The sequence below is a fragment of the Catalinimonas locisalis genome, from assembly GCF_038039535.1.
In the GTDB taxonomy this organism is placed as follows: Bacteria; Bacteroidota; Bacteroidia; order Cytophagales; family Cyclobacteriaceae; genus Catalinimonas.
Genome location: NZ_JBBPHP010000004.1, coordinates 35,032 through 60,153, shown reverse-complemented (window position 1 = coordinate 60,153; position 25,122 = coordinate 35,032). Strand labels below are relative to the sequence as shown.

The 25,122-nt window shown below is 42.3% G+C and carries 16 protein-coding genes; 12 read left to right on the top strand and 4 right to left on the bottom strand.

Features of this window, described 5'->3' with window-relative positions; translation table 11 throughout:
• Nucleotides 1–96: 96 nt before the first annotated feature.
• Complete coding sequence (gene kdsB, locus WJR50_RS07565; protein ID WP_341292642.1) at nt 97–840, top strand: 3-deoxy-manno-octulosonate cytidylyltransferase; 744 nt, start codon at nt 97–99, stop codon at nt 838–840.
• Between the two features lie 81 nt (nt 841–921).
• The gene (locus tag WJR50_RS07560; RefSeq protein ID WP_341292641.1) at nt 922–1,398 is read left to right on the top strand and encodes a DinB family protein; all 477 of its coding nucleotides are present in this window, start codon (nt 922–924) and stop codon (nt 1,396–1,398) included.
• 151 nt (nt 1,399–1,549) lie between these two features.
• On the opposite strand, the gene WJR50_RS07555 is transcribed toward WJR50_RS07560, so the two are convergent.
• The 4 genes from WJR50_RS07555 to WJR50_RS07540 all read right to left on the bottom strand — a co-directional run bounded on the left by WJR50_RS07555 (nt 1,550) and on the right by WJR50_RS07540 (nt 5,511).
• Nucleotides 1,550–1,882 carry a DUF5615 family PIN-like protein gene (locus WJR50_RS07555; RefSeq protein WP_341292640.1) on the bottom strand — a complete coding sequence of 111 codons (333 nt, stop codon included), beginning with the start codon at nt 1,880–1,882 and terminating at the stop codon, nt 1,550–1,552.
• Entirely contained in the window at nt 1,879–2,106 is a 228-nt protein-coding gene (locus tag WJR50_RS07550; RefSeq protein ID WP_341292639.1) for a DUF433 domain-containing protein, read from the bottom strand. The genes WJR50_RS07555 and WJR50_RS07550 overlap by 4 nt, the downstream gene beginning before the upstream one ends.
• Nucleotides 2,107–2,460: 354 nt before the next feature.
• Nucleotides 2,461–3,552, bottom strand: coding sequence for a ligand-binding sensor domain-containing protein (locus WJR50_RS07545; protein ID WP_341292638.1), 1,092 nt, complete (start codon nt 3,550–3,552; stop codon nt 2,461–2,463).
• Nucleotides 3,553–4,143: 591 nt separating this feature from the next.
• The gene (locus WJR50_RS07540) at nt 4,144–5,511 is read right to left on the bottom strand and encodes an NAD-dependent succinate-semialdehyde dehydrogenase (protein ID WP_341292637.1); all 1,368 of its coding nucleotides are present in this window, start codon (nt 5,509–5,511) and stop codon (nt 4,144–4,146) included.
• Nucleotides 5,512–5,750: 239 nt separating this feature from the next.
• On the opposite strand from WJR50_RS07540, the gene hemE reads away from it, so the two are divergent.
• The 10 genes from hemE to WJR50_RS07490 all read left to right on the top strand — a co-directional run bounded on the left by hemE (nt 5,751) and on the right by WJR50_RS07490 (nt 25,103).
• Nucleotides 5,751–6,791, top strand: a complete 1,041-nt coding sequence (gene hemE, locus WJR50_RS07535; RefSeq protein WP_341292636.1) for a uroporphyrinogen decarboxylase — start codon at nt 5,751–5,753, stop codon at nt 6,789–6,791.
• A 24-nt stretch (nt 6,792–6,815) separates the two neighbouring features.
• Complete coding sequence (locus WJR50_RS07530) at nt 6,816–7,913, top strand: glycoside hydrolase family 113 (RefSeq protein WP_341292635.1); 1,098 nt, start codon at nt 6,816–6,818, stop codon at nt 7,911–7,913.
• A gap of 107 nt (nt 7,914–8,020) precedes the next feature.
• Complete coding sequence (locus tag WJR50_RS07525; RefSeq protein ID WP_341292634.1) at nt 8,021–8,326, top strand: carboxypeptidase-like regulatory domain-containing protein; 306 nt, start codon at nt 8,021–8,023, stop codon at nt 8,324–8,326.
• A 578-nt stretch (nt 8,327–8,904) separates the two neighbouring features.
• Nucleotides 8,905–12,087, top strand: a complete 3,183-nt coding sequence (locus WJR50_RS07520) for a SusC/RagA family TonB-linked outer membrane protein (RefSeq protein WP_341292633.1) — start codon at nt 8,905–8,907, stop codon at nt 12,085–12,087.
• A gap of 11 nt (nt 12,088–12,098) precedes the next feature.
• The gene (locus WJR50_RS07515) at nt 12,099–13,616 is read left to right on the top strand and encodes a SusD/RagB family nutrient-binding outer membrane lipoprotein (RefSeq protein WP_341292632.1); all 1,518 of its coding nucleotides are present in this window, start codon (nt 12,099–12,101) and stop codon (nt 13,614–13,616) included.
• A gap of 29 nt (nt 13,617–13,645) precedes the next feature.
• A complete protein-coding gene (locus WJR50_RS07510) occupies nt 13,646–13,978 on the top strand; it encodes a hypothetical protein (protein ID WP_341292631.1) in 333 nt (110 codons plus the stop codon).
• 557 nt (nt 13,979–14,535) lie between these two features.
• Nucleotides 14,536–17,724 (top strand): SusC/RagA family TonB-linked outer membrane protein, encoded by a 3,189-nt coding sequence (locus tag WJR50_RS07505; RefSeq protein WP_341292630.1) that lies wholly within the window; start codon nt 14,536–14,538, stop codon nt 17,722–17,724.
• Between the two features lie 17 nt (nt 17,725–17,741).
• Complete coding sequence (locus WJR50_RS07500) at nt 17,742–19,220, top strand: RagB/SusD family nutrient uptake outer membrane protein (RefSeq protein WP_341292629.1); 1,479 nt, start codon at nt 17,742–17,744, stop codon at nt 19,218–19,220.
• A 208-nt stretch (nt 19,221–19,428) separates the two neighbouring features.
• A complete protein-coding gene (locus tag WJR50_RS07495; protein WP_341292628.1) occupies nt 19,429–19,887 on the top strand; it encodes a hypothetical protein in 459 nt (152 codons plus the stop codon).
• Between the two features lie 1,790 nt (nt 19,888–21,677).
• Nucleotides 21,678–25,103: a SusC/RagA family TonB-linked outer membrane protein gene (locus WJR50_RS07490; protein ID WP_341292627.1), complete on the top strand. Its 3,426-nt coding sequence runs from the start codon at nt 21,678–21,680 to the stop codon at nt 25,101–25,103.
• Nucleotides 25,104–25,122: the final 19 nt, after the last annotated feature.

The window sequence follows — 25,122 nt, the reverse complement described above, 5'->3', positions numbered from 1 at the left end:
ATTGTTTTCGTACAACAAACCATGTGATATATATCAAATACTAACCTTAGCAGTTAGGGTTACAAATAAACAGTAAAAAAGCTAAATAATAAGGATTTGAAGATACTAGGCATTATTCCCGCCCGCTTAGCCTCTACGCGTTTTCCAGCCAAAGCCCTGGCTGATATCAAAGGTAAAAGTATGGTGCAGCGCACCTTTGAACAGGCTTCAGCAGCTAAAAAACTAGAGAAAGTAATTGTGGCCACCGATCATGACGATATCCGGAAGCACGTAGAAGATTTTGGTGGTGAAGCGGTAATGACCTCCGAACAGCATCCTTCCGGTACCGACCGCTGTCGCGAAGCGCTGGATAAGCAATCCACAGACTATGACTATGTGATCAACATACAGGGAGATGAGCCTTTTATCCACCCTGATACCATAGATGAACTGGCAGGCCTGCTGGATGGAGAAACACAACTGGCTACACTGGTCAATGAGGTGAAAGAAGCCCCGCTGCTTTTCAACCCCACTATCATGAAAGTCATCTTCAATAAGCATATGAACGCGATCTATTTCAGCAGGGAATGTATTCCTTACCTGAGAGGCTATGATAAAGCTGAATGGCTGGAGCACCATACGTATTACAAACATGTCTGTATCTATGCCTATCGTGCCGATATTTTGAGGGAAGTAACACAACTACCGATTTCCAGTCTGGAGAAAGCAGAATCACTGGAGCAGTTGCGCTGGATAGAAAATGGCTATCCCATCAAGATAGGGATTACAGCACACGAAAGCATCAGCATAGATACTCCGCAGGACCTGGAAAGGGCCTTAAAAGTCATGGGGATGCAGTAATAAATTTTAGCCTATTATGTATACTCAAAGCTTTTCATGTAAATTTATGAAGCTTGTAACTGATCAAACTCAAACAATCGTATGAAAGAAATAGCCTATACCCGCAAAGGAAGAGAAAACTTTATGAAACTACTGGATGCCCTGGATGAGCATGCGCTGAATCATATTCCTCCCGGATTCAACAACAATATCATCTGGAATTTTGGACATATCATCGCCACCCAGCAGATCATTTGTTATAAACTATCCGGTTTGGAGATGCATGTAGATCTGGAACTAATAGATTCCTACCGAAGAGGAACAAAACCCAACGGACATGTAAGTGGAGAAGAGATAGAAAAGCTCAAAGCACTGGCAATCTCTACTATTGAACAACTTCAACAGGATTTTGAGGCACAGCGTTTTCAGCAGTATCATGAGTACACAACCAGCTTTGGCGTAACTTTATCAGATATTCAGGAAGGTATTCGCTTCAATGCCATGCACGAATCTCTGCACCTGGGCTATGCCATGGCTCTGCGAAGGGTAATCATGAAAGAAATGAAACCAGCACAGTAATCTATGGCAGCCTGCCGCTATACAAATCAAGTAAGCTATCTCTGCCAGATTTTTGAAATCTGGCAGCGCTCCGCTGAAGCCTAGCCCGCTACTGGCAGTAGCATACTGAAGCTAGGGGGCTTTGGGTGACCCATGGAACAGGATACACTTCTTATAAAACGTCTGTTTCTTTTATATGGATAATGTGACCAGGGATGGTTTTAGTTAATGCAGTGTTAATTGAAGGCACTAAAGGTAGCAAGTCATCCAGATCATTGCTCACTGCTGACAATACAATGAGACAGAGACTGAGGCCACTTAGGTTTTGTTGATGCTCAATGCCACGGTCCATCGTCAGCATCACATCAAACTCTGCCGCGGCTTTCTGCAGCAACTCCCCGTTTTTAAAACCACCCCAACCACATTCAGGCACTGTAATGGTCTCAGCATTGAGCGACCGTTTGAGCTTGCGAGGTAAGTTTTCATCCAGCAATACCCGAATCATGAATCTGACGAATCGGAGTGAGCCATCAGTTCCTGACCTGCCAATTCAAGTAGTGCTTCGGCTTGTGCGAAGCTTACCGTAGGAAAATCATCACGAAAGTCTTCAATACGCTTACCTTTGCGCAGGTAAACCAGCAAAGTATTAATGGGTACGCGGGTGCCTGTAAACACCGGAGTGCCTCCTAAAATCTCCGGATCACTATGGTAAATCTCGTTTCGTTTCATGGTATGTTGATTAAGCATTGAAGTTTTTTTAAATTTTTATTTGTTATTCATCGGCCCGAACGCAACATATTTATATGCTACAAACCCAAAGGTTGCCACAGAGGCCGTTGCCACGGTGGCCATCTCCACAATTGCTAGTGCTATTAATATAATTTTCTTTGCATCCGTACTCCTAAGATAGTTATTTTAGAGATGCAGGTCATCGGGATACTTGCGACTGGCTTAAGTTTATTTCAACTTCCGAAATGGAATTGAAGTCTACAGATACCGTCAAATTAAAACTTGACTTGATTCAAACCTTCAGTTCCATTACGGCAGTAGCATACTGAGGATAGTGGGATTAGCACTAGTTTTTTACTTGACATTCGGGAAAAATACGCTCTGATCTGAGAAATTGATATCTGTAAAACTGGTAAAGGCTTCTCCATCATATCGGAATAAACCCGTATTCCTTGTGCCCACCCATAGATTTCCGGATTTATCCTCCAAAATTGACCAAACACCTTCATTGAGTAACCCATCTTTTGCTGTTAAACAGGTGAAAGTTTTTCCATCGTAACGACAAATTCCACGGCCTCCTCCTCCAAACCAAAGATTGCCTTTTTTATCTTCTACAATTTGGGTAGTAGGACCATAAGGTAATCCATTAATTCTTGTAAATGATTTTCCATCATAAACATAAGCACCATCCCAATTGCTGAACCAAATATCTCCTTTTTTGTCAACCAAAGCAGGCCAGGCCCAATCGTCACCGTTAAGTTTAAGATTGGTTATGGATTTGCCATCGTAACGAAATACACCGGAGTTAACCCGGCCACCAAACCAAATATTACCTGCTTTATCTTCTAAAATTCTTTCTACATTATGGTTACTGCTCATAAAGCCACCTCCATCTTCATTAATAATGAATGGAGTAAAGGATTTTCCATCGTAGACATACACACCATCAATCGTAGCAAACCATAGTTTCCCACTATTGTCTTGCATGATGTCAAATACATTATGAGTGGCGTGATACTTATTGGGCGGTAAATCAGGGGGTAAAGGGATTTGAATATGGTTAAATTTGTCACCATCGTAAAGACAAATTCCTGCGGCTGTGCCTATCCAAATCTTACCATCTTTATCTTCCAAAATACAGTGAATCGTATTACTATTGAGCCCATTTGTTGTGGTATATTGTATAAATGATTTTCCGTCATATTGATAAAGGCCTTCGCCTGTTGTGCCGAACCAAAGATTCCCTGCTTTGTCCTGAAGACTAGTGTTAACATTGTCACCTTTCTGTGAGCCTTGGGTTTTTATAAGTTTGGGCTGTCCAACAGATATTACTTTTGATTCACTTACCATCTCTTTGGGTAAGTCTTTTTTGATTTGTCCGTCACAGGAAGTGAGCTCAACTGCCAAGGAGAAAAAAAGAGTCAAGTTGAGTAGCTTTCGTGTCATGCTGTTACTTTTAAATTGATGCTATTAGCTATATAACCTCAACATACTGCCTTTACATACAATATATCAAATCAAGATAATACAATTTAATATACTTTTAGTGGGTGGTCGTATCAAAATGCGACTGGCAGTAGTATACTGAAGCTAATGAAATAGAGCAGAGAGAGTAATTAATTATCCTTTCAACCGATAGAATAATATTTTTGCGGTGCCAAAAGACATCGGACTAACTTTTAGCCATTTTAGGGTATGAAAAAATAACGTATCGCCGCGGTAAATAACAAATCATGAGAGAGGAATAACATACCCCTGTGTGTGATTAAATTTTTGTATGATTGAGGTAATAAAACAGATGTGGTATTCATTTGTAGCAGGCGCACAATAACATATTACTACGATAAGTTATTGCACGCTAACTTTTAGCCCTCAAAACCGAGTATGGAATAATAAAGAGCTAACGATAAGTTATTTGCTTCTACTTTTTACGCTGCTCAGAGTCACCTGCAAGCGGCCTCCGCTGTAGGGACTCTGAGGAAGCGTAGAAGAGAAATGACTACCAATCATTCCTCATTATTCATTAATCATCTAACATCATTTCTCCAGCCACACCGTCTTCTGGTTCACAAACTCACGTATACCCAGGTGAGAGAGCTCTCTGCCGTAGCCCGATTTCTTTACACCCCCAAAAGGAAGTGCCGGATGTGAGGCCGTCATTTTGTTGATGTACACTGCCCCGGATTCTACCTGACGTACAAAGTGTTTACCCTTCTCAATGTCTTTCGTCCATACACAGCCGCCTAGTCCGTAAGGAGAATCGTTGGCAATGAGTATGGCTTCTTCCTCGTCTTTTACCTTAAAGACTGAGGCTACCGGCCCAAACATTTCCTCATCATAGGCAGGCATTCCCGCTTTCAGATTACCTAAAATAGTTGCGTTGAAGAAAGCACCTTCTTTATCAGGTCGGTCGCCACCCAGTAGTACTTCCGCACCTTTTTCAACAGACTTTTTTGTCTGTTCCAATAGTTCGTTTGCCAGATCCTCACGGGCCATAGGTCCATAATCCACGCCATCTTCATTAGGGTCGCCCTGCTTAAGCGCTGACATCTTTTGTTTAAATATCTCTATAAACTGATCGTACACTTCCTGCACCACAATGAAGCGTTTGGCAGCAATACAGCTTTGTCCGCAGTTGATCATTCGGGCTTTGACAGCTGTAGTCGCAGCTTTTTCAATGTCCGCATCGGCCAGCACAATAAAGGGATCGCTACCCCCCAGTTCCAGTACTGTCTTCTTTAATTCTTTCCCGGCTTTGGCAGCTACTTTACTCCCTGCCCCTTCACTACCGGTCAGTGTAGCTGCTTTAATACGTTCGTCGGCCAGCAGATGGTCTACCTTTTTGCTGGGAATCAGCAGGGATTGAAAACAGCCCTGGGGGAAGCCCGCTTCACGGAAGACTTCTTCCAGCGCCAAAGCACACTGAGGAACATTAGAGGCATGTTTCAGTATACCCACATTGCCCGCCATCAGGGTAGGAGCGGCAAAGCGGATCACCTGCCAGTAAGGAAAATTCCAGGGCATGATCGCCAGGACAGTACCTATAGGATCATAGGCAATATAGGCTTCTCCTTGATCAATCTTCAGCGGTTCATCAGCCAGAAACTGAGCGGCATTATCGGCATAATAATCACAGCAGAGGGCGCATTTCTCTACCTCAGCTATGGCTTCTTTCTTGGTTTTGCCCATTTCATCAGTCATGATCTGGGCATACTTGTTTTTATTGGAGCGCAACACATCGGCTGCTTTATGCATGAGCTTGCTCCTTTCTTCAAAAGAAAACTTGCGCCATTTGCGGTAAGTACTGTCTGCGGTCTGCAGCACTTCTTCTATCTGTGCATCGCTATGTTCCTCAAATTCTTTGAGTAGTTTATTATTTAGAGGATTGATACTTTGTATTGACATAAAAAAATAAGTTTGTTGTTAAAAATGAGATGCTAAACAGTGAGCAATATATAATGTACAGAGAACAATGAACAAAGAACAATGTTGGAAGAGACTGTTATAGTTTCTGGTGTTATAGTTCTTTCGTTTTAAACCATAACACCATAACACCATAACACCATAACACCATAACCCTAAAACACAAAGAACTCTTAAACTCCGAACTTTGAACTTACAACTTTGAACTAATATCTTTGAGCATGCAATTAAAGAACGACTTATTACTCAGAACCATCCGGGGAGAGCAAACGGAGCGCACGCCGGTATGGCTGATGCGGCAGGCTGGAAGAATATTGCCGGAATACAGAGCTGTCAGAGAAAAGATGAATGGCTTTGTAGAACTGGTCAAAAACCCGGAACGTGCCGCGGAAGTGACCATACAACCGGTAGATATTCTGGGGGTAGATGCTGCGATCATCTTCTCGGATATACTCGTGATTCCTGAAGCGATGGGGCTTCCTTATGAAATGGTGGAGAAAAGAGGTCCCTACTTTCCTAAAACTGTGAACTCCGCTGCGGATATTGATCGCCTTAAGGTAGCTGATATTTCCGGCGACCTGGCTTATACACCAGAAGCCATTAAAGTGACCAAGCGTGAGCTGGATGGGCGGGTGCCTATCATTGGCTTTGCCGGTGCACCCTGGACGATTTTTGCCTATATGGTAGAAGGCTCAGGAAGCAAAACTTTTTCCCAGCCCAGGGCCATGCTGTACAAAGAACCGGAACTGGCCCATCGTCTCTTGCAGATGATTACCGATAGTACCATTGCCTACCTCAAAGCTCAGATAGAAGCGGGAGCTAACCTGGTGCAGGTATTTGATTCCTGGGCAGGTATTCTTTCTACCCGACAATATGCAGACTTTTCACTATCTTATATCTCTCAGATTTGCGACGCGATTACTGAAGTGCCGGTAACCGTTTTTGCCAAAGGCGCATTTACCAGTATGCCCGCCATGCCCCGGCTATCCTGTGAGACGATAGGTCTGGACTGGAATATGGATATAATGCAAATGCGTTCTCTCTTTGGTGAGACAAAAGTGTTACAGGGCAATCTTGATCCGGCTACGCTCTACGCAGATTATGCAGTGATTGAGCAGGAAACAAAGAGGATGCTGGATGCTTTTGGCCCTTATCGCCATATCGCAAACCTGGGGCATGGAGTATATCCTGATATTGACCCTGAAAAGGTAAAACACTTTATAGAGGTAGTCAAAGAATACAGCACCCATATGCGCAGCTAATATTTACGCTAATGACTGTCTGATATGCAAAAGAAAGAAGTAAGTACACTGACTAGCTGGCCTGGGTTTTTGGATCAACCATTCCCTGCTGGCATGAGGCAAATACAAATTATGCGCTTATTTCTTTATTTGATCTTTCCCTTTTTCCTGGCTTGTGAAAGTGTATCCCAGCACTACCTGGGAGATAAGATTAACGGGGTATGTTTTGTGGCTCCCCGAGATTCAGTGGGGGAGCAGACGATGGTTTCAGTGAAGTCTATCAGTGCGGGCTGGGTGGCTATCGTACCCTACGCATTTTCTCTGGAAGAAGATCCTATAGTCAACTACCGACTGGAAGGTAAATGGTGGGGTGAAACCAAAGAGGGTGTAGAGCATACCGTCCGTTATGCCAAGAGCCTGGGGCTTAAAGTGATGCTCAAACCTCACGTATGGATCAGGCGTCAGGGCTGGCCGGGAGATTTTAACCTCAAGACCGAGGAAGAGTGGCAGCAGTGGGAGCAATCCTACACCGAATACCTGGATATCATGACGGATATTGCTGTCAGTGAAAATGTGGAGATGATATGCATAGGGACAGAGTATCGCATACCTGCTCGTGAGCGGCCTGACTTCTGGCGAAAACTGAGTAAGAGAATCAGAGAGCGATATGCGGGAAAGCTAACCTATGCCGCCAACTGGGATAATTTTGAGTACATCACCTTTTGGGATGAGCTGGACTTTATAGGCATAGATGCTTACTTCCCCCTTTCTGACAAGAAAAACCCTTCTGTCAAAGAACTTCTGAATCATTGGGAAGAACCTCTGGAACTTATAGAAGAAGTGAGAGAAGAGTATAATAAGCCCATATTATTTACAGAATACGGGTATCGTAGTGCGGACTTTGCTTCACGCGGCCACTGGCATAACGAGGAAGAAGGCTTGGTGAAAAACATGGAAGCACAAAAAACAGCCTATGAAGCACTATATCAGACTTTCTGGCATCAGCCCTGGTTTGCCGGAGGCTTCCTCTGGAAATGGTACCCCTTTGTGAACCGTGAGAGCCGCTGGGATCGCTGGGAAACAGATTTCACTCCCCAGGAGAAATCAACGGAAGAAGTAATCAAACACTATTATTCACGATAGCCTGATATACTTAAAAATTGCTTTCTCTGTAAAAAATTGAACATTTTTGTGATCATCCTCCTTACCTAACTAGTAGTATTTACTTTTTAAACTTAATCCAGGAAAACATGAAGAAGTCGGTGAATATTTATTCTATAGCATTGGTCGTTGTATTGGTTGGTATTTTTGCTTTCACCATGATACCCGAGGCTACAATAAGTGGTAAAGTGACCTCTGGAGGAGATCCTCTGCCGGGGGTAGATGTGAGCGTACAAGGCTCCAACCAGGGAACTGTTACCAATATGCAGGGTAATTATAGCCTGGAAGTGGGAGGAGAGGCTGATACGCTTGTCTTCTCTAGTCTGGGATACAGAACCCAAAAGATTGGTATCGGAGGGCAAAGCACAATTAATGTTCAGCTACAGGAAGAATAAGGCAGTAGTTAATATTTAGCAAAATAAATAGCTGTGAAGTAGAAGTTTTTCTACTTCACTTTTTTTTGTCTACTCCACAGTGATGAAAGTGAGTAGCGGAAAGGAGCAAAGTAGAAGTGAAGAAAAAAGTCGGTTGATAATAATTTCATTTTCTGAAAGAATATTTGACAAATATTCTTCTATAAAAGTAAGTAAATGAAAGAAATAATGGCGTTCTGACAAAATTTTGTATATACATCTCATATCCCATTTTAAAAGCTGTGCTCTACCTTTTTCGTGTAATACAAAAAAAATTAAGCGAATTAATAACAATTTGCTTAGATAGCTAGATACAAAGTATATGTTTTGCATTCTGACATCAAATGCTAAGGCATCCAGTATGTCACATTTCTTTTTAAAAACTTGGAAAGTACATAAATATTGATTAAAAAGTAATTCTTGATTTTTTATTGATAAATATGGCGCAGTAGTTTTACTGATTTTTGATCTGCCACCATGCTTTTTTTGTAGTTCAATAATTTTTTGCTGCCCTCAACTTAGGATTCATTTCTATTTTTTTACAGATAAATTGTGTTGTTATGGGAATTAATTGTACCAGTTTTGTCACTACCCACACCCAAAGAATATTCGTGGTGGTAGTGGCATTTTTATTTTTATGCTCGTCGGCGCAGGCGCAGCAGGTGATTACCGGACAAGTAAGTTCGGAAGAAGGTGAACCCTTACCAGGGGTTAATGTGATTGTAAAAGGAACTACACAGGGAACAGTGACAGATCTGGATGGAAACTACCGGGTCAATGCTTCGGAAGGCGCTGATTCACTTTCTTTTTCATTCATCGGATATCGTACCCAGAGTGTAGCCATTGGCAATCGCTCTAATATTGACATTCAGCTCACACCAGATACACAGCAGTTATCTGAAGTAGTGGTTACCGCTTTGGGTATTGAGCGTGATGAGCGTGCTCTGGGTTATTCAGTACAGGAGATTGAAGGAGAAAGCATTACCAAAGCCCGAGAGGTAAACGTAGTAAACTCTCTCTCCGGTCGTATTGCCGGGGTGCAGGTGAATGGTGCTTCCGGTAATATGGGAGGTTCTTCCCGTATCCTTATTCGTGGAATCAACTCCGTAGCAGGTAACAACCAGCCTTTGTTTGTGGTAGATGGAGTGCCTATAGATAATTCAAACTTCACCTCTACCGATCAGGCCAGAGGTAGCGGTGGTTATGACTACGGTAACATGGCTCAGGATATTAACCCCGATGATATCAAGTCTATTTCTGTATTGAAAGGCCCCAGTGCAGCGGCGCTTTATGGTACCCGTGCTGCTAATGGGGTAATACTGATCACCACCAAGAAGGGTGAAAATCAGCAAGGAATAGGGGTAAGTGTCAACTCAAGTGTCACCCTAGACGAAGTATTTGTATTACCTGACTACCAGAACGAATATGGAGGAGGTAATGGCCCTTTCACGCAATTTGAGGGAGAAGATGTAGCCTATTTTGCCTTTGACGAAAGCTGGGGTCCTCGTCTGGATGGACGTCCCGTAAGACAATGGTATAGCTTTTACGAAGGTGATCCTGACTATGGTTTGAGAACCCCCTGGGTGGCACATCCTGATAATATTGAAAACTTTTTCAACACTGGGGTTACATTAAATAACAATATTGCTTTCTCCGGTGGTAATGATGTTACCACATTCAGACTATCCTATACAAATGTGAACCAGGATTTTGTATTGCCCAACAGTGAGCTGAAGAGAAATACACTTAGCTTTTCTGGTTCTGCCAAACTCACGGACAAACTAACCGCATCTGTTTCAGCCAACTATGTTGTAAACAGTGCCTTGGGTAGACCGGGAACAGGTTATGATGGTAACAATGTGATGCAGCAGTTTAATCAGTGGAGTCATCGGCAGATGAGTATGGATAAGCTGAGGACCTACAAGACATCCGAGGGTATCCAAAGAACCTGGAACATTACTAGTCCTACAGATCTTACTCCCAAGTACTCTGATAACCCTTACTGGACGCGCTATGAAAACTACCAGAATGACAATCGTGAGCGTTTATTCGGTAACTTTTCAATGAGCTACGATTTTACAGATTGGCTTAACCTAACCGGTAGGTTGATGACAGACTACTATACTGACAGAAGAGAAGAGCGAATAGCGGTAGGTTCACAGGCAATACCCGAATATTCAGAAGGTATCCGTGAGGTAAAAGAAACCAATGCAGACCTTATACTGACTTTTGACAAGAGAATAAATGAAGTATTTACCTTAAATGCCTTTGTTGGAGGAAATATCAGGTATAATACCTATAACCGAAATGTAGGAACTACCCAGGGCGGACTGAACGTGCCAGACTTTTATAGCCTGATCAACTCGGTAGGTTCTGTATTGGTAGATGACTATTTTGAAGAAAGGCAAATCAATAGTGTTTTTGGTAATGCTTCAGTAGGCTTTAGAGATATGTTGTACGCTGATTTCACACTGCGTAACGACTGGTCTTCTACCTTACCGGTGGATAATAATTCTTACCTCTACCCCTCAGTATCAGGTAGCTTTGTATTCTCCGAGCTTGAGCCGTTGGTAAACAGTAGCATTCTTTCTTATGGTAAACTGAGAGCCGGCTGGGCACAAGTAGGTAATGATACCGATCCCTATCGTCTGGCCTTGACTTATGCGCCTAAAGAAAGTTTCGGGACCAATCCCAGGTTTACCGTGCCAAATGCACTTAATAACCCTCTTTTGAAGCCTGAGATAACCCGCTCATGGGAAGTAGGAACTGATCTCCGCTTTTTTAATAATAGGGTAGGGCTTGACGTAACATACTACAGTTCAGTAAGTACTGACCAGATATTTACAGTAGATGTTTCTGGGGCTACCGGTTACGGATCACAGATTATTAACGCTGGTGAGGTTACTAACAAAGGAGTGGAATTACAACTAAGAGCAACACCGGTGGAGACAGAAAACTTCCAGTGGGACCTGATTGTGAACTGGGCCAGAAACAGAAACAAGATTGTGGAACTGGCTGAAGGAATTGATACCTATACACTGGCCAATGCCCCTTTCTCAGTAAGTGTGGTAGCCCGTGAAGGTGAGCCTTATGGAGCAATCATGGGTTTTGACTTTATGTATGACGATGAAGGAAACAAGATCATCAACTCCAGCGGGACTTATGCGGTAACCAGTGAGCAGGTGCCTTTGGGTAATGCTATGCCCGACTGGACAGGCGGTATTACTAATAGGTTTAGTTTCAAAGGTATCAGTGCAAGCGTGCTGGTAGATGGAAGAAAAGGCTCCGATATATTCTCAATTACCAATATGTTTGGAAAATATAGCGGGATGCTGCAGGAAACAGTAGACGGAAATGTCAGAGAGTTAGGAGTAGTCGCTGAAGGGGTAGTCAATGTAGGTACCGCAGAAAACCCTGAGTACGAACCTAACACTACCCGTTTGCCTGCGATCAACTTTTTCCAGGGCTTGTACGGTAGAGATGCAGCGCATGTGTATGATGGCAGTTTCATTAAGCTTCGCGAAGTTACGTTGGGCTATACCTTACCCAACAGTGTATTGGAAAACAGTCCTTTCAAAAACATCACACTGTCTCTGGTAGGGCGTAACCTTGCGATTCTGTACAAAAAAATACCACATCTGGACCCCGAATCTACCCTTAGCTCCAATAACATTCAGGGTATAGAAGGTGCTCAGTTACCTTCCATCAGATCCTGGGGATTCAACTTAAGCTTTGATCTTTAATAATGCTTACCATGATGAAATATATAGTAAATCATATTAAAATATTTGTTCTTGCTACGCTCATGCTCAGCATAAGTGCCTGCGAGGATTTTGAGGAAATGAATACTGATCCCAATCAGCCGCCGGTAGTACCCACTACCTCCCTGCTGACTTCTGCGCAAAAGCAATTGATGGACCATATTTGGGATGAGTGGCATAATGGACGTTTCGGAATGCTCTACGCTCAGTACTGGGCTGCCAATGAATATACTGATGAAAGCCGTTATCAACTTCGTCAGGGGGTCAATAATAACTATTGGCTGTATTACTATGCCGGAAGAGATGCTGCCCTGGCAGGTGACCCTAATGGTGGAGGAATCCGCGATTTGCAGGAGATAATCCGCCTTAATGAGGAGCGCCCTACCGATTTTTCGGCTTATGGTGATACTGAAAATCAGATCGCAGTTGCTAAAATCATGAAAGCCTGGATGTTTCAGATCATCACGGATATATGGGGTGATGTACCTTATGAAGAAGCCTTACAGGGTTCTGATCAGGTAAGCCCGGCCTATACGCCACAGTCAGAAATTTATGCTGACCTCCTGGCAGAGCTAACTGAAGCAAGCAGTATGATCAATGTAACTGAGCCAGGCTTTGTGACCGGTGACCTGATTTATGATGGGGATATGGAGAAGTGGAAAAAATTTGCCAATTCTCTGAAGATGAGAGTTGCCATCAGGATGGCTGATGTAGCCCCTGATATGGCATCTGCTGCAATCAATGAAGCTATGCAGGCAGGCGTATTTGAGGAAAATGACGATAATGCATTGCTGCGTTACATGACCTCAGTACCCAATAATAATCCTTTGAATGAGGATCGTAAAACAAGAGCGGATTTTGCTACAAGTGAGCCTCTCATTGATTATTTAAAAGAAACCAATGACCCTCGCATTGATTATTACGCAGCGCCTAATGCCAGTGGTGAGTATGTAGGGCTTACTTATGGACTTACTCAGGCTCAGGCAGGTGCTATACCAAACAGTGCGGTTTCACAACCCAGTGAAGAAGTATTAAGTGCGGAGGCGCCTGGTGTATACATGGATTATGCCGAAGTACTGTTTACCATGTCCGAAGCAGCCGCCAGAGGATTCATAGGCGGTGATGCTGAAAGTCTTTACAACCAGGCGATTACTGCCTCTATGGAATATTGGGCTGCCCAAGGTGGCGATGCGCTTGATGCTGCCGCTATAGAAGACTACTATACCAATCAGGCTCCTTATGATCCGGCAAACTGGAGACAATCCATCGGCGAACAGAAGTGGCTTGCGCTATATATGCAGGGCATACAGGGCTGGACCGAATGGAGAAGACTGGACTTTACAGGCATACTGGAGCCACCAGCTGCCGGTGCTTTAGTAGGAGACGGAATTCCACTACGGGTAACTTATCCAGTAGATGAGCAAAACCTTAATCGGGAGAGCTATCAGGAAGCCATTGACAGACAAGGGCCTGATTTACTGAGTACCCGGCTTTGGTGGGATGTAAACTAACAATCATTAAAACTGAAAAATAGCAGATTATGAAAATGTATAAAATATTATCAGCCCTACTGTTGAGTACTCTCTTTGTGTTTTCATCCTGTGATGAAGCAGAAGAAAATATTGACTGGAGAGCAGGTGATTCATTGATCATACAAGGTAGTGGCGAAGTGGCAGTGGGTGCTTCCGAGGAACCTTATTATGTAGAAGGTTTTACGATTGATAAATCTTATAACTGGACACTGAACGGAGATCCGATAGAAGCAGCTGACGAGGGGCAGTACATATACGCAGATTTCCCTACTGCTGGCACCTATACCATCATGGTGTCAGATGGAACATACGAAGGAGAAATGACAGTGATGGCTGAATAAATAACATACACCAATATTGAAGGAAAGCCTCCGCATATGTTGTGGAGGTTTTTTTATGAAAAAGCTAAATTTTTCATGGATTTTAATATCCTCTAAAACATTCTGAAAGCATTAAAGTTAAAACCTGAAACAGATAAAGTTTAAATTATACCCTGTAAAAATTAAACTTTGATCACACAAAGTGTAGTCATTATTCTATAAGTAAATATTCTGTGTAACTTACTATTAATGAAAAAAAGCTACTTTTCCTTAGGTATTTTGCGTAATCATTAAAATAATAAAGAGTTTTTATGATTATTCAAAAATTAATTATTCTGCATGCATACTTGTTTTTTTGAATCATAACTATAAGTTTGCAAATATTTTACATAAAAACTTAACCTTTATTTCTCCATATATATAAGTAAAATAAACTAGACTTATAATTTTCTTTGTGGTAATGATATATGAATACTGCTTTGTAATGAGCATCTCGTAGAGCCTGGATTTAAGCAGATGCATCCTGAATAAAGCACACCAGATTTGCTTTTTTTTCTTTCAACATAAATCATATCAATATGCGTTTAAACACTACCAAACGCGTATCATCAGTAAAAACACATCTCTTAAGGAGTAGTGTGTTAAGTCTGATGATCGCCCTTTTTAGCCTGACTACTGCATGGGCACAAAACACTGTATCCGGTACGGTGAGTTCTGCAGAAACAGGAGAAGCCTTACCAGGCGTTAATGTTATTGTAAAAGGTACTACAGTAGGTACTGTCACAGACATTGATGGAAACTATAGACTGAACGTGTCGGATGATGCTACCACGCTTGTTTTCTCATTTATCGGTTTAAGAGAGCAGGAAGTGGCTATTGGAGATCGCTCTACTATCAATGTAGAAATGGCAGAAGATGCCCGTCAGTTGAGTGAAGTAGTTGTAGTAGCTTACGGTGAACAGTCCAAAAGAAAACTGACTAGTTCTATTGGTGAGATTGACAACACTACTATAGAAAGTCAACAGTTGGTTTCTGTGGGTACAGCTTTACAAGGAACGGTACCGGGAGTAAATATTATCAGTGGTTCCGGCCAACCTGGTGAAAATCCTACCATTCGTATTAGGGGTATTTCTTCCATCAACTCCAGTTCTGACCCTCTCATTGTGCTGGATGGCTCAGTCTATAATGGTAATCTCAACACGATTGACCCTAATGATATTGCGTCCATGTCGGTACTTAAAGATGCTGCCGCTGCCGCGCTGTATGGTTCCAGAGCAGCTTCTGGAGTTATATTAATTAATACCAAAAGGGGAAAAGCAGGAGAAACGAGAATAAATTTGCGGGCTTCTACCGGTGTTTCCAGTAGGGCAGTTGCTGAATATCCTTTTATCACTGCTGAACAACAGATGCTTCTGGAGTGGGAAACTTTGTACAATGATGCTAATATAGCAGGTAATCCTAATCCGGGACAAGCTGCTTCTGACGGCTTACTGGGCCGTATTGGATACAATCCTTATGGAGGTCTTGATGCACCTATAGGACCTGATGGGCAGGTTTTGGCTGGAAAGTCGTTGCAGTGGGCAACTGATTGGGAAGATGCCTTACTTCAGCAGGGTAGTCGTCAGGATATAAGCTTAAATATCTCAGGAGGTTCCGAAAAAACACAATTTTACTTTAGTGGGAGCTATCTCAAGCAAGACGGTATAGTAATTAATTCAGACTTTGAACGCTTCAATGGTAGAATAAACCTTGATACTGAATTAAACGATTGGTTGAAGGCTGGCTTAAGACAATCTGTTTCCACTTCAACGCAAAATTTTCCTGTACAATCTGGTAGTTCATTTTCCAGTAACATACAGTATATCCGAACTATGGCCAGCATCTATCCTATCTATCGTAGAGATGTAGATGGCAGTCTATTGTTGGATGCCAGTGGTGAACCTATATTTGATGACGGTCAGAACTCAGGGCTACCGATCAATGTATCCAGACCTGTACTGCAGCCTTCCAATGCGGTAGCACAAACCACTCTGGATCAGGATGAATCAGAACGTTTCTTTAGTACAACCTCCGCGTTCTTGGAAGCTAGCTTCTTAAACAACTTCAAGGCAAGAACCAATTTTGCATTCAATAAATATTTCTATGATCAACGTGAATATACCAATCCTGAAATTGGCTCTGCCCGTACCGTAAACGGACGTCTTCAGCGCGCCAGAGATATTACTACTGAGTGGACACTGACCAATAGTCTAAATTACAATAAGCAATTTGGTGGAGGTGATCACAGTGTAGATGTGTTATTGTTGCAAGAGGCGTATAGCTTTAGACTCAATGAACTGGATGTGGGGAAAACAGGAATTCCTTTTGGAGGGCTTTACCAACTTGGGTCTGCTGCTACGCTGGAAACTATTGATGGCGTGCAAAACAGAGAGAGAATCGGTAGTTTGATGGCACGTGCTGAGTATGACTATAAAAGTAAATACTTTGTTCAAGGTTCCATTAGAAGAGATATTTCATCCAGGTTTGCTCCTGAATCAAGAGAAGGTGTTTTCTATTCCCTTTCTGGTTCATGGGTCATCAGTGATGAAGCCTTTATGGATGACTTGGACTTCTTCAGCTTTCTTAAATTTAGAGCTTCTTATGGTGAAGTAGGTAACTCTTTCATACAAGACAGCGATGATAATCAAGTGTACTTCCCGGCAGAAAACATTTTTCAGACAGGCTTTGATCAGCTAAGTACTCCTGGGATTTATTTAGGCCCCTTAAGAAATAACCAGATTACCTGGGAGACTTCTGCAATTACCAACTTAGGACTTGATTTCGGCTTGTTTCGCGATAAAGTTAGTGGTAGTGTAGATGCCTACCTTAAAGATACTCGCGGCTTAATATTTGCTCGTCCATTGGCCAACTCATTAGGGGTAATCGGAGGTGAGATACTTGAAAACGTAGGAAATCTACAAAACCGTGGCATTGAGGTAAGCTTAAACTGGGATGTGATCAATAATGAAGAGCTTTCCTGGTCACTGGGTGGTAACATCGCTTTTGAAAGAAACGAAATTACCAGCTTACCTCAGGAAGAAATTATTAGCGGTAGTTTTATCCGCAGAGAGGGTAATTCAGTATATGACTTTTATATACGCGAATGGGCAGGTGTAAATTCTGCTACTGGTGAACCTCAGTGGTATATAGATTCCTTGAATACTGAAGGTGATGTAGTGGGTAAAGCGCTTACCACCGATATCAATGAAGCGGTAGCTAATAGAATTAATGCTGGTACCGCCTTGCCCTGGGGACGCGGGGGACTGAATACTCGTTTGAGCTATAAAGGATTTGACCTAAGCGCACTTTTCAACTTCAGCTTAGGCGGTAAAATCCTGGATCTGGATTATGCTGGCCTGATGGAAGGGGGACTAAGACCTGGAAACCAAAAACATGAGGATATCCTGAACAGATGGCAGAATCCGGGAGACGAAACTGATGTGCCCAGACTCAACTCAAGTGATCAGGGTGCAGTGAGTTCTACCAGATTCTTGTTTGATGCTACCTACGGACGTCTCCGTAATGTGACTTTGGGATATTCACTTCCTGAAAGTGTTATCGCTAATACTGGTTTCCTCAGAGGACTGAGAGTATATGTGAAGGGAGATAATCTGTTGACGTTTTTCTCAAGGGAAGGACTTGACCCTGAGCAAAGTATTAGTGGAGAGACTGACAACCAGTCTTCTATCTACAGAATTATGTCAGCAGGTATAGAAATAGATTTATGATATTAATCAATAGTGAAATGAAAAATATATTCATATTTACCTTACTCTTCAGCACTACCTTGCTGATGTCTTGTGAAGAATGGGTGGATGAGCCCCAACCTGAAGCAGAAGTAGGTGCAGATGCCGCGTTTTCTTCCGTAGAAGGGGTTGATGCTTTTCTGGCTGGTACTTATCGTACACTACGAGGATTTAATGACGAACTCGTAGGAACTACGGGTAGTAATGACGACTCTGAAGGCTTCGGTTCAATCATGAATACCCGCACCGTGAAGGGTAATGATTTTGTGCAGCCTGCTTTTCAGTGGATGGCTTTTGAATACAGATATTTGGAAAGAGGCAGCCCACAAAGCCGAAAGGTTAATATGATATGGGACATGAGTTATGAACTGATCAACAGCATGAATTTGCTGTTAGAAGGTTTGGAAGGTTCACCAATCAGTGATATAGAAAAGACACAACTTGCGGCCGAAGCCCGGGCAATTCGTGGATTTGCTTATTTTCAGGCGATCAAAGAATATGCACTTCCTTATCAGGCAGGCAGGAATAATGTAGGGATTCCAATATATACTGAGCCTACTACTGTTTCTACTGTAGGTAAAGCCCGTAGCTCAGTAGGAGATGTTTATGACCTGCTGCTCAGCGACCTGGAATATGCTTCTGATAACCTTGATCTGGAGAGAGAATTTAACTGGAAAATCAACAAAGCTGTTGCCGATGGCATATTGGCACGTGTTTACCTGGAAATGGGTATGTATGCCGAAGCTGCAGAAGCAGCTAACCGTGCGCGTACTTCTTTCGGTGGCTCCTTAGATGCTGCTAGTTATACCACTGGCTTTCGTGATGTAGATACTCCTGAGTGGATGTGGGGTATGCCTTACTCCAACGATCAGACAGCTTACTTTGGTAGCTTTGCTTCTTTCTGGGATGGTACTCGTTATACGCCTGCTATCAGAGCAAATCCTACCTTTGTGGAGACTTTCTCTGATACTGATATCAGGAACTTATTTACGTTGGAAGATGATAGCTTGTACAGCACCAGCAAATTTGTGGCAGACGCTGATTTTGGAGAAGATGTAGTACTCATGAGGGTTGCTGAAATGTATCTTATTGAAGCGGAAGCACTGGCGCGTCAGGGTAATTTTGGACCTGCTGCCGATTTGCTTTATCAGCTACAGAGTAATCGTGATCCAGCCTTGACTGCACCTTCGGGAAATACTGGGCAGACTCTGATTGATGAGATTATGCTGGAGCGCAGAAAAGAACTTTATGCCGAAGGTCTGGCTGATTTTCCTGATAAGAGGAGACTACAGCAGGCATGGCAACGAGATGAAAACCATCCTGAAGCCTTTAGATTTGCATTTGAGCAGAATGACTTTAAGTTTTTTATGCTACTGCCGCTTAGCGAAATTGATGCCAATGAGGCTATTGACCAAGAAGATCAAAATCCTAACAGTAATGAAGCTCCCTGGCCTCAGCCAGAAAGTAGTGATAATTAATGAACATGTAATTGACTAACAAAAAAAGCCGTTTCATCTGATTGAAACGGCTTTTTTTGTTTTGGACTGGTACTATATATGAAATATTCTAGGATAAACTTCCCCAAACCTACCCCTGTAAGTTTATCTGCTTTCGCTGCTGCTGTTTAAGCGGAGACTTGCAGTAAATTCATTTTGTTAAAATGATTTTCCACTAAAACATGGACGAATGAAAAGTAACAGTAACGTGGTATCCGTGCAGATACCGGACAAGGATATGGAAGCCATCCTGAAAAAGGCTGAAGAATTGCAAAACTTGCTGGCGCCTTATCTGATCGCGCTTAGCCCTGCCGATCGTAAAAAGGGACTCAAAATGAGCGACAAATCGCTTCCCTTCGTAGAGAAAGCAGCGGAGTACGCCGTATCCAAGCCCGCCTTTACCCCGCCCTTTATGGAAGTGGAAGAACTGGCCGTAGACCTGAAGGCTTTCAACGACCTTACAGTAGTGTATCGTGAAATTGACCAGATTTGTAAAGGGCTGAGCGATACCATTATGCAATCGGGTAGCGAAGCCTTCGGCGAAGCACTGGCCTACTACAATGCCGTAAAGCAGGCCGCCAAGATGAACCGTCCTCAGGCCAAAGCAGTGTACGAAGATCTGAAGAAGCGCTTTGAACACAATGGTTGAGCATCATTGTACATATATTGACCACTATCTTACAGCCTGGTAATTTATTCCAGGCTTTTTTTATGTCCAGCTAGTTCCTCTTCCATCCTGTACTCAGATATAATGAGTTCAATTGTGGGCTTCATCAGGCATAATGAGCATTGACAAAGGTCTCCCATGGCTAACTGAAGGCCTCATTGGCTGTTCATCAGGCCTAAAGAGCCCAGAAAAAGATCAATTAACCCCTAACTTAGGGCCTGCGACCCCTGATTCAGGCCTCATGACCCCTAACTTAGGCCCTGCAAGGCCTTCATCAGGCCTAAGAGCCCCTAAGTCAGGCCCCCAATGGCCTACTTCAGGCCTTTATCACCCTGAGTCAGGGCCCTTTTGCCCTGACTAAGCCCTCTCATCATCTTTTTTGCCTGTTTATGCTACTAAGCACTGCTGTTGAAGAGTTGAAAGACTTGCGCTTCAGGCTCAGTATGATGCTTAATGTCCTTGCCAGGAAAAGATGTTTTTGCGGAAAGCATACAAAAGAAGGCCGTTTGCTTCGCCAGATACATATGGAGTTGTAAAGTTTAGAAATCCCAATGATTGACCCCTACAGATCTATGGATGCTTAATTTATCTGATAAAACCTTACCTATTGAAGAAGAGAAAAAGATAAAAAATTGACAAAATTTTATCTAAGCATTTAGTAATGGGATTAAAAAATATTTTAAAAATTTAAATTATAACAAAATTTTATTTCAAATAATAAATTATATATCCAATAATGTTGTCTATTAATTAATATTTGTAAAATTAAATATATTGTAAATTACCTTAAAAAACTTACTTTTGTAGCATGCAGATTTGAGTAGAGGCAAAAATGCGACAGAAATACTCATATAATTTCTTTTTGAGCTTTTCCTCATAATGGAGAAGCTCATTTTAGCAGATCTGCTGTAGAACGGATACTCGGAACAAACTGCTAAAATAGCAGAATATTCGGTTGTAATTTTCTGTAAAGGGATGTCATCTCTGCAATAGGTAATTCGGAAGAAGATAGAATTGGATAAGATATATTAAACGTTCAAAGCTATTGGTTTTATTATCTTCTCTGAATCTTGGCAAGTTTTCCAAATCATTGGCATAAACACTAGTGCATTGAAAGCAATTTGTCCAAAATATTTCTTATTAAGTATGCTGAAAACACTTACCCTTCAGGAAGAAGAAGTTTGAGTAATATCCACTATTGGGCTTGAGTCTATAGGGACTGAAAAATTTAAATACTTCAAAGTAAGGTTTTTAATAATTCTAAGAAGTAAGCAAAAACAAAAGAATCATTTTTATTAAGAAATTGATCTTATATAAGTTCAGCATAAAAAGACAGCTTATAGAAATCTTTAAAATATCATTAATACTTGCGTAAATTTTAAAAATTACTGTAGATTAAGACTTGTTTTAAAAAATATATAATTTGTATAATGTAATTTTATCAATGAATTTGTGGTATAGCCGATATATTGATAAATGTCGTTATTTATTTTCCTCCAATTAATTTTAGTTTTTGCTTTAAAAGTAAAATTAAATACCAAAATAATTGGTGTGTAAGATTGAATTTTAAAATTTAAAATTTACTTTTACGATGTTTTTTTTAGGCATGTAAGATTTATCTATTTCTGACTAAACTATACTCAATATTTGAACTTTTGCTTTAGAGTATAAATCAGTAAGTAGAATAGTCTAGTCCGCATTAGTATAACTTACCTGTCCCTTATTCATCTGGAATTTCGTGGTATGTTTAATTTTAACTAAATGTCAGTTTTATGAGAGGTAATTCTACTAGCCTCCCCGCATGGGGAAACCTCATCAGAAAGTTGGGAAGCCTGATGCTTGCATTAGTAATTGCGCAAACTGTATATGCGCAGGAAAGTGCAGTTTCAGGTACCGTAACTTCTGCTGAAGATGGAACACCGCTACCCGGTGTGAACGTAATTGTGAAAGGTACTACTAAAGGTACTGTAACAGACATTGATGGTAACTATCGTATTAGCGTGCCTAATGATGCAGAGGTTTTAGCATTCAGCTTCATTGGCCTGCTTCAACAGGAGATTGAGATCAATGGTCGCTCAGTGATTAACGTAGTAATGGAGTCAGATGCACAGCAGCTTTCTGAAGTAGTAGTTACTGCCATTGGTATTGAGCGTGAAAAGAAAGCCTTAGGGTACTCAGTAGCCAGTGTAGACAACGAGCAGATTGCCCAGGTTTCTGAGCCTGACCCCTTAAGAGCAGTGCAAGGAAAGCTCCCCGGCGTAAACATTACCGGTGGTGGTGGTGCTCCCGGTCAGTCTACCAAGATTAACATTCGTGGTATATCATCCCTTACAGGTAATACCCAGCCACTCTTTGTAGTAGATGGTATTCCTTTTGATAACTCTACCAACGCATTTGATCCTACCGACCCAGGTGCCAGTGCCGCAGTAGATAACTCTGCTTTCTCTAACAGAGCTTTTGACCTTGATCCTAACAACATTGAGTCCATGACTGTATTGAAAGGTGCTGCTGCCGCTGCCCTTTATGGATCAAGAGCTACCAATGGTGTGGTGGTAATTACTACCAAAGCTGCTAAGAAAAATACTAAGAAAGGATTGGAAGTGACGTATAGCGGTTCTTATAACGTAGAAAACGTTTCTAACCTTCCTGATTATCAGGATGTATATGCGCAAGGTTCTAACCAGTTATATAACGCAGGTTTTATCGGTAACTGGGGTGCGCCCTTCCCTAATCATGTGGACCGCTTGAATGAGCAATATGGAACCAACTATTCTCAGATCATTTATGGTGGTGAAGAAGGCGTAGTACCAGCGACTCCTGCCGGCTTTATCCCTCATCCCCTGATCATGACTTCAGTGGGTAGAGATCAGGGATACGATTTGCTTTTCCCTGAACTGGTAAAAGGATATATCGTGGATGGCGGTTTCGTTACTGACCCCAATGACCCTCTGTGGGGAACAGGTACGCCCGTAGGTATAGATGTGCCTTTTCAGCCTTATGATATTGTTGGAGGCTTCTTTGATCAGGGCCGTGTAATTGAAAATAGTGTGAACATCACTTCAGGAGGAGAGAATGCCAGCCTTACCGGAAATATTTCGCACATGAGCAATCAGGGTATCGTACCTAATTCTGAAGCTAATCGTACCAGTTTGAGTTTTGGTGGTAACGGACAGTTGGAGAACGGACTTTTTATCTCGGGTAATGTAACTTATGTAAACACTACCCAGCAGACACCCCAGTCCGGAGGTAGCTTCTACGCTGATTATACTACGGCTACTTCTACTTCATTATTCCAGCGTCTGTATTACCTGCCTCGTAACTATGACCTGAATGGTTATCCCTTTGAAAGTCCTATTGATGGATCAAACGTATTTTATCGTGCACTTGACAACCCGCTGTGGATTGCCAAGTACAACAGCTACAGCAGTGATGTGAACCGTGTATATGGTAACATGACTTTATCTTACGATATCGGTGACTGGCTAAACCTGACCGCCAAAGGTGGTATCAATACATACGGTGATGCACGTAGAGACATCGTAAGAAGTGGTGGAGCTTCTCTTCCCGCAGGTAGAATATATACAGAAGATGTAACCTATACTGAGCAGGATTATAACATGATTGCCACTGTTACCAAAGATATCAATGAGTCTTTTGGTTTCCGTGGTATCGTAGGTTTCAATGTGAACCAACGGGAAAGAGGCCGTAGAAAAGTAACCGGTTCAGGTATTATCTCGGATGGTTTGGAAGGCTTATACAGAGTGGATGCCACTACCCAGACTACTGTTAACTGGGATTATAACGAATTGCGCCGCTATTATGCAGCTTATGCAGACTTGCAGTTCTCTTATAATGATTACCTGTTCCTGAACGTAGTAGGAAGAAATGACTGGTCATCTACCCTACCGGTAAACAATAGAAGTTACTTCTATCCTGGTGTAAGTGCTTCATTTGTAGTGACTGATGCATTTGACATAGGGGGTAATATCCTGAACTTTGCTAAAGTACGTGCTGCCAGAACTCAGGTGGGTAACGAACCTAATCCATACCTGACAGCTACTTACTACAGCATATTGCAACCTGCTACCATTGGTTCTACCGACTATAACCGGGCTACCTTACAGGATGCATTGGGTAACGTTAACCTGAAGCCTGAGTTTACAACCGAAACTGAGTTAGGTGTAGAAGCTCAACTCTTTGACGGTCGTGTTGGATTGGATGTAACCTGGTTCAACCGTAGTTCAACCGATCAGATTGCCCAGGCCAAATTACCTGCTACCAGTGGTTTTGATACTGAGTGGGTAAATATTGGTGAACTACAGAACCGTGGATGGGAAATTGGTTTAGATCTTACGCCTGTACGTACTTCCGGTGGCTTTACCTGGAACATCTATTCTGCATTTACCAAAATCAAGACAGAAGTTATTGATGCAGGACCTGCCGGTGAAATATTCGTAGGTGGACCTCTTACTACTTTAGGTACACTGCATAGAGCAGGCTTACCTTATGGACAGATTTATGGTAGTGTGAATGCTCGCGATGATGAAGGCAATCTGCTGATTAACAAAAATACAGGATTACCTTTCGCTCTTCCTACCAATGATGTAATTGGCGATCCTAACCCTGATTTCTTACTGGGTATCACTAATACCTTTACTTATAAAGGCTTCACCTTGAGAGCTTTATTAGACTGGAAGCAGGGAGGAGATATTTACTCTGCTACGGCCGCTTCATTATTACTTAGAGGTCAGTTGCAAATCTCTGAAGACCGTGAAGGTTTGAGAGTAGTACCAGGCGTGTACGGTAGCCCTCAGACCTTTGAGCCTGTGTTGGATGAGAACGGTGACAAAATCGTAAACACTACTCCGGTTACCGCATTTGACTACCACTTCACCAACGGATGGGGTGCTTACGGACAGGATGAGGTAAACGTATATGATGGTACTACCATTCGTTTGAGAGAAGTTGGCTTGGGTTATACACTCCCTGCCAGCATATTAGAAACTACACCTTTCGGTTCTGTAAGAGTGATGTTTACCGGACGTAACCTCTGGTTCAGAGCACCTAACTTCTTAGAAGGGCTAAACTTTGACCCTGAAATACTGGCAGAACCTGCGGGTTCTAACGTACAGGGCTTTGACTACGGTGCTTACCCTACTACCCAGCGTTACGGTGTTAACTTAACTGTTACATTCTAATAACCGACACAATTCAAAG

Coding starts and splice junctions, on each gene's coding strand:
- WJR50_RS07560 (WP_341292641.1), top strand. CDS start 922: ATGAAAGAAATAGCCTATACCCGCAAAGGAAGAGAAAACTTTATGAAA.
- WJR50_RS07555 (WP_341292640.1), bottom strand. CDS start 1,882: ATGATTCGGGTATTGCTGGATGAAAACTTACCTCGCAAGCTCAAACGG.
- WJR50_RS07550 (WP_341292639.1), bottom strand. CDS start 2,106: ATGAAACGAAACGAGATTTACCATAGTGATCCGGAGATTTTAGGAGGC.
- WJR50_RS07545 (WP_341292638.1), bottom strand. CDS start 3,552: ATGACACGAAAGCTACTCAACTTGACTCTTTTTTTCTCCTTGGCAGTT.
- WJR50_RS07540 (WP_341292637.1), bottom strand. CDS start 5,511: ATGTCAATACAAAGTATCAATCCTCTAAATAATAAACTACTCAAAGAA.
- hemE (WP_341292636.1), top strand. CDS start 5,751: ATGCAATTAAAGAACGACTTATTACTCAGAACCATCCGGGGAGAGCAA.
- WJR50_RS07530 (WP_341292635.1), top strand. CDS start 6,816: ATGCAAAAGAAAGAAGTAAGTACACTGACTAGCTGGCCTGGGTTTTTG.
- WJR50_RS07525 (WP_341292634.1), top strand. CDS start 8,021: ATGAAGAAGTCGGTGAATATTTATTCTATAGCATTGGTCGTTGTATTG.
- WJR50_RS07520 (WP_341292633.1), top strand. CDS start 8,905: ATGGGAATTAATTGTACCAGTTTTGTCACTACCCACACCCAAAGAATA.
- WJR50_RS07515 (WP_341292632.1), top strand. CDS start 12,099: ATGATGAAATATATAGTAAATCATATTAAAATATTTGTTCTTGCTACG.
- WJR50_RS07510 (WP_341292631.1), top strand. CDS start 13,646: ATGAAAATGTATAAAATATTATCAGCCCTACTGTTGAGTACTCTCTTT.
- WJR50_RS07505 (WP_341292630.1), top strand. CDS start 14,536: ATGCGTTTAAACACTACCAAACGCGTATCATCAGTAAAAACACATCTC.
- WJR50_RS07500 (WP_341292629.1), top strand. CDS start 17,742: ATGAAAAATATATTCATATTTACCTTACTCTTCAGCACTACCTTGCTG.
- WJR50_RS07495 (WP_341292628.1), top strand. CDS start 19,429: ATGAAAAGTAACAGTAACGTGGTATCCGTGCAGATACCGGACAAGGAT.
- WJR50_RS07490 (WP_341292627.1), top strand. CDS start 21,678: ATGAGAGGTAATTCTACTAGCCTCCCCGCATGGGGAAACCTCATCAGA.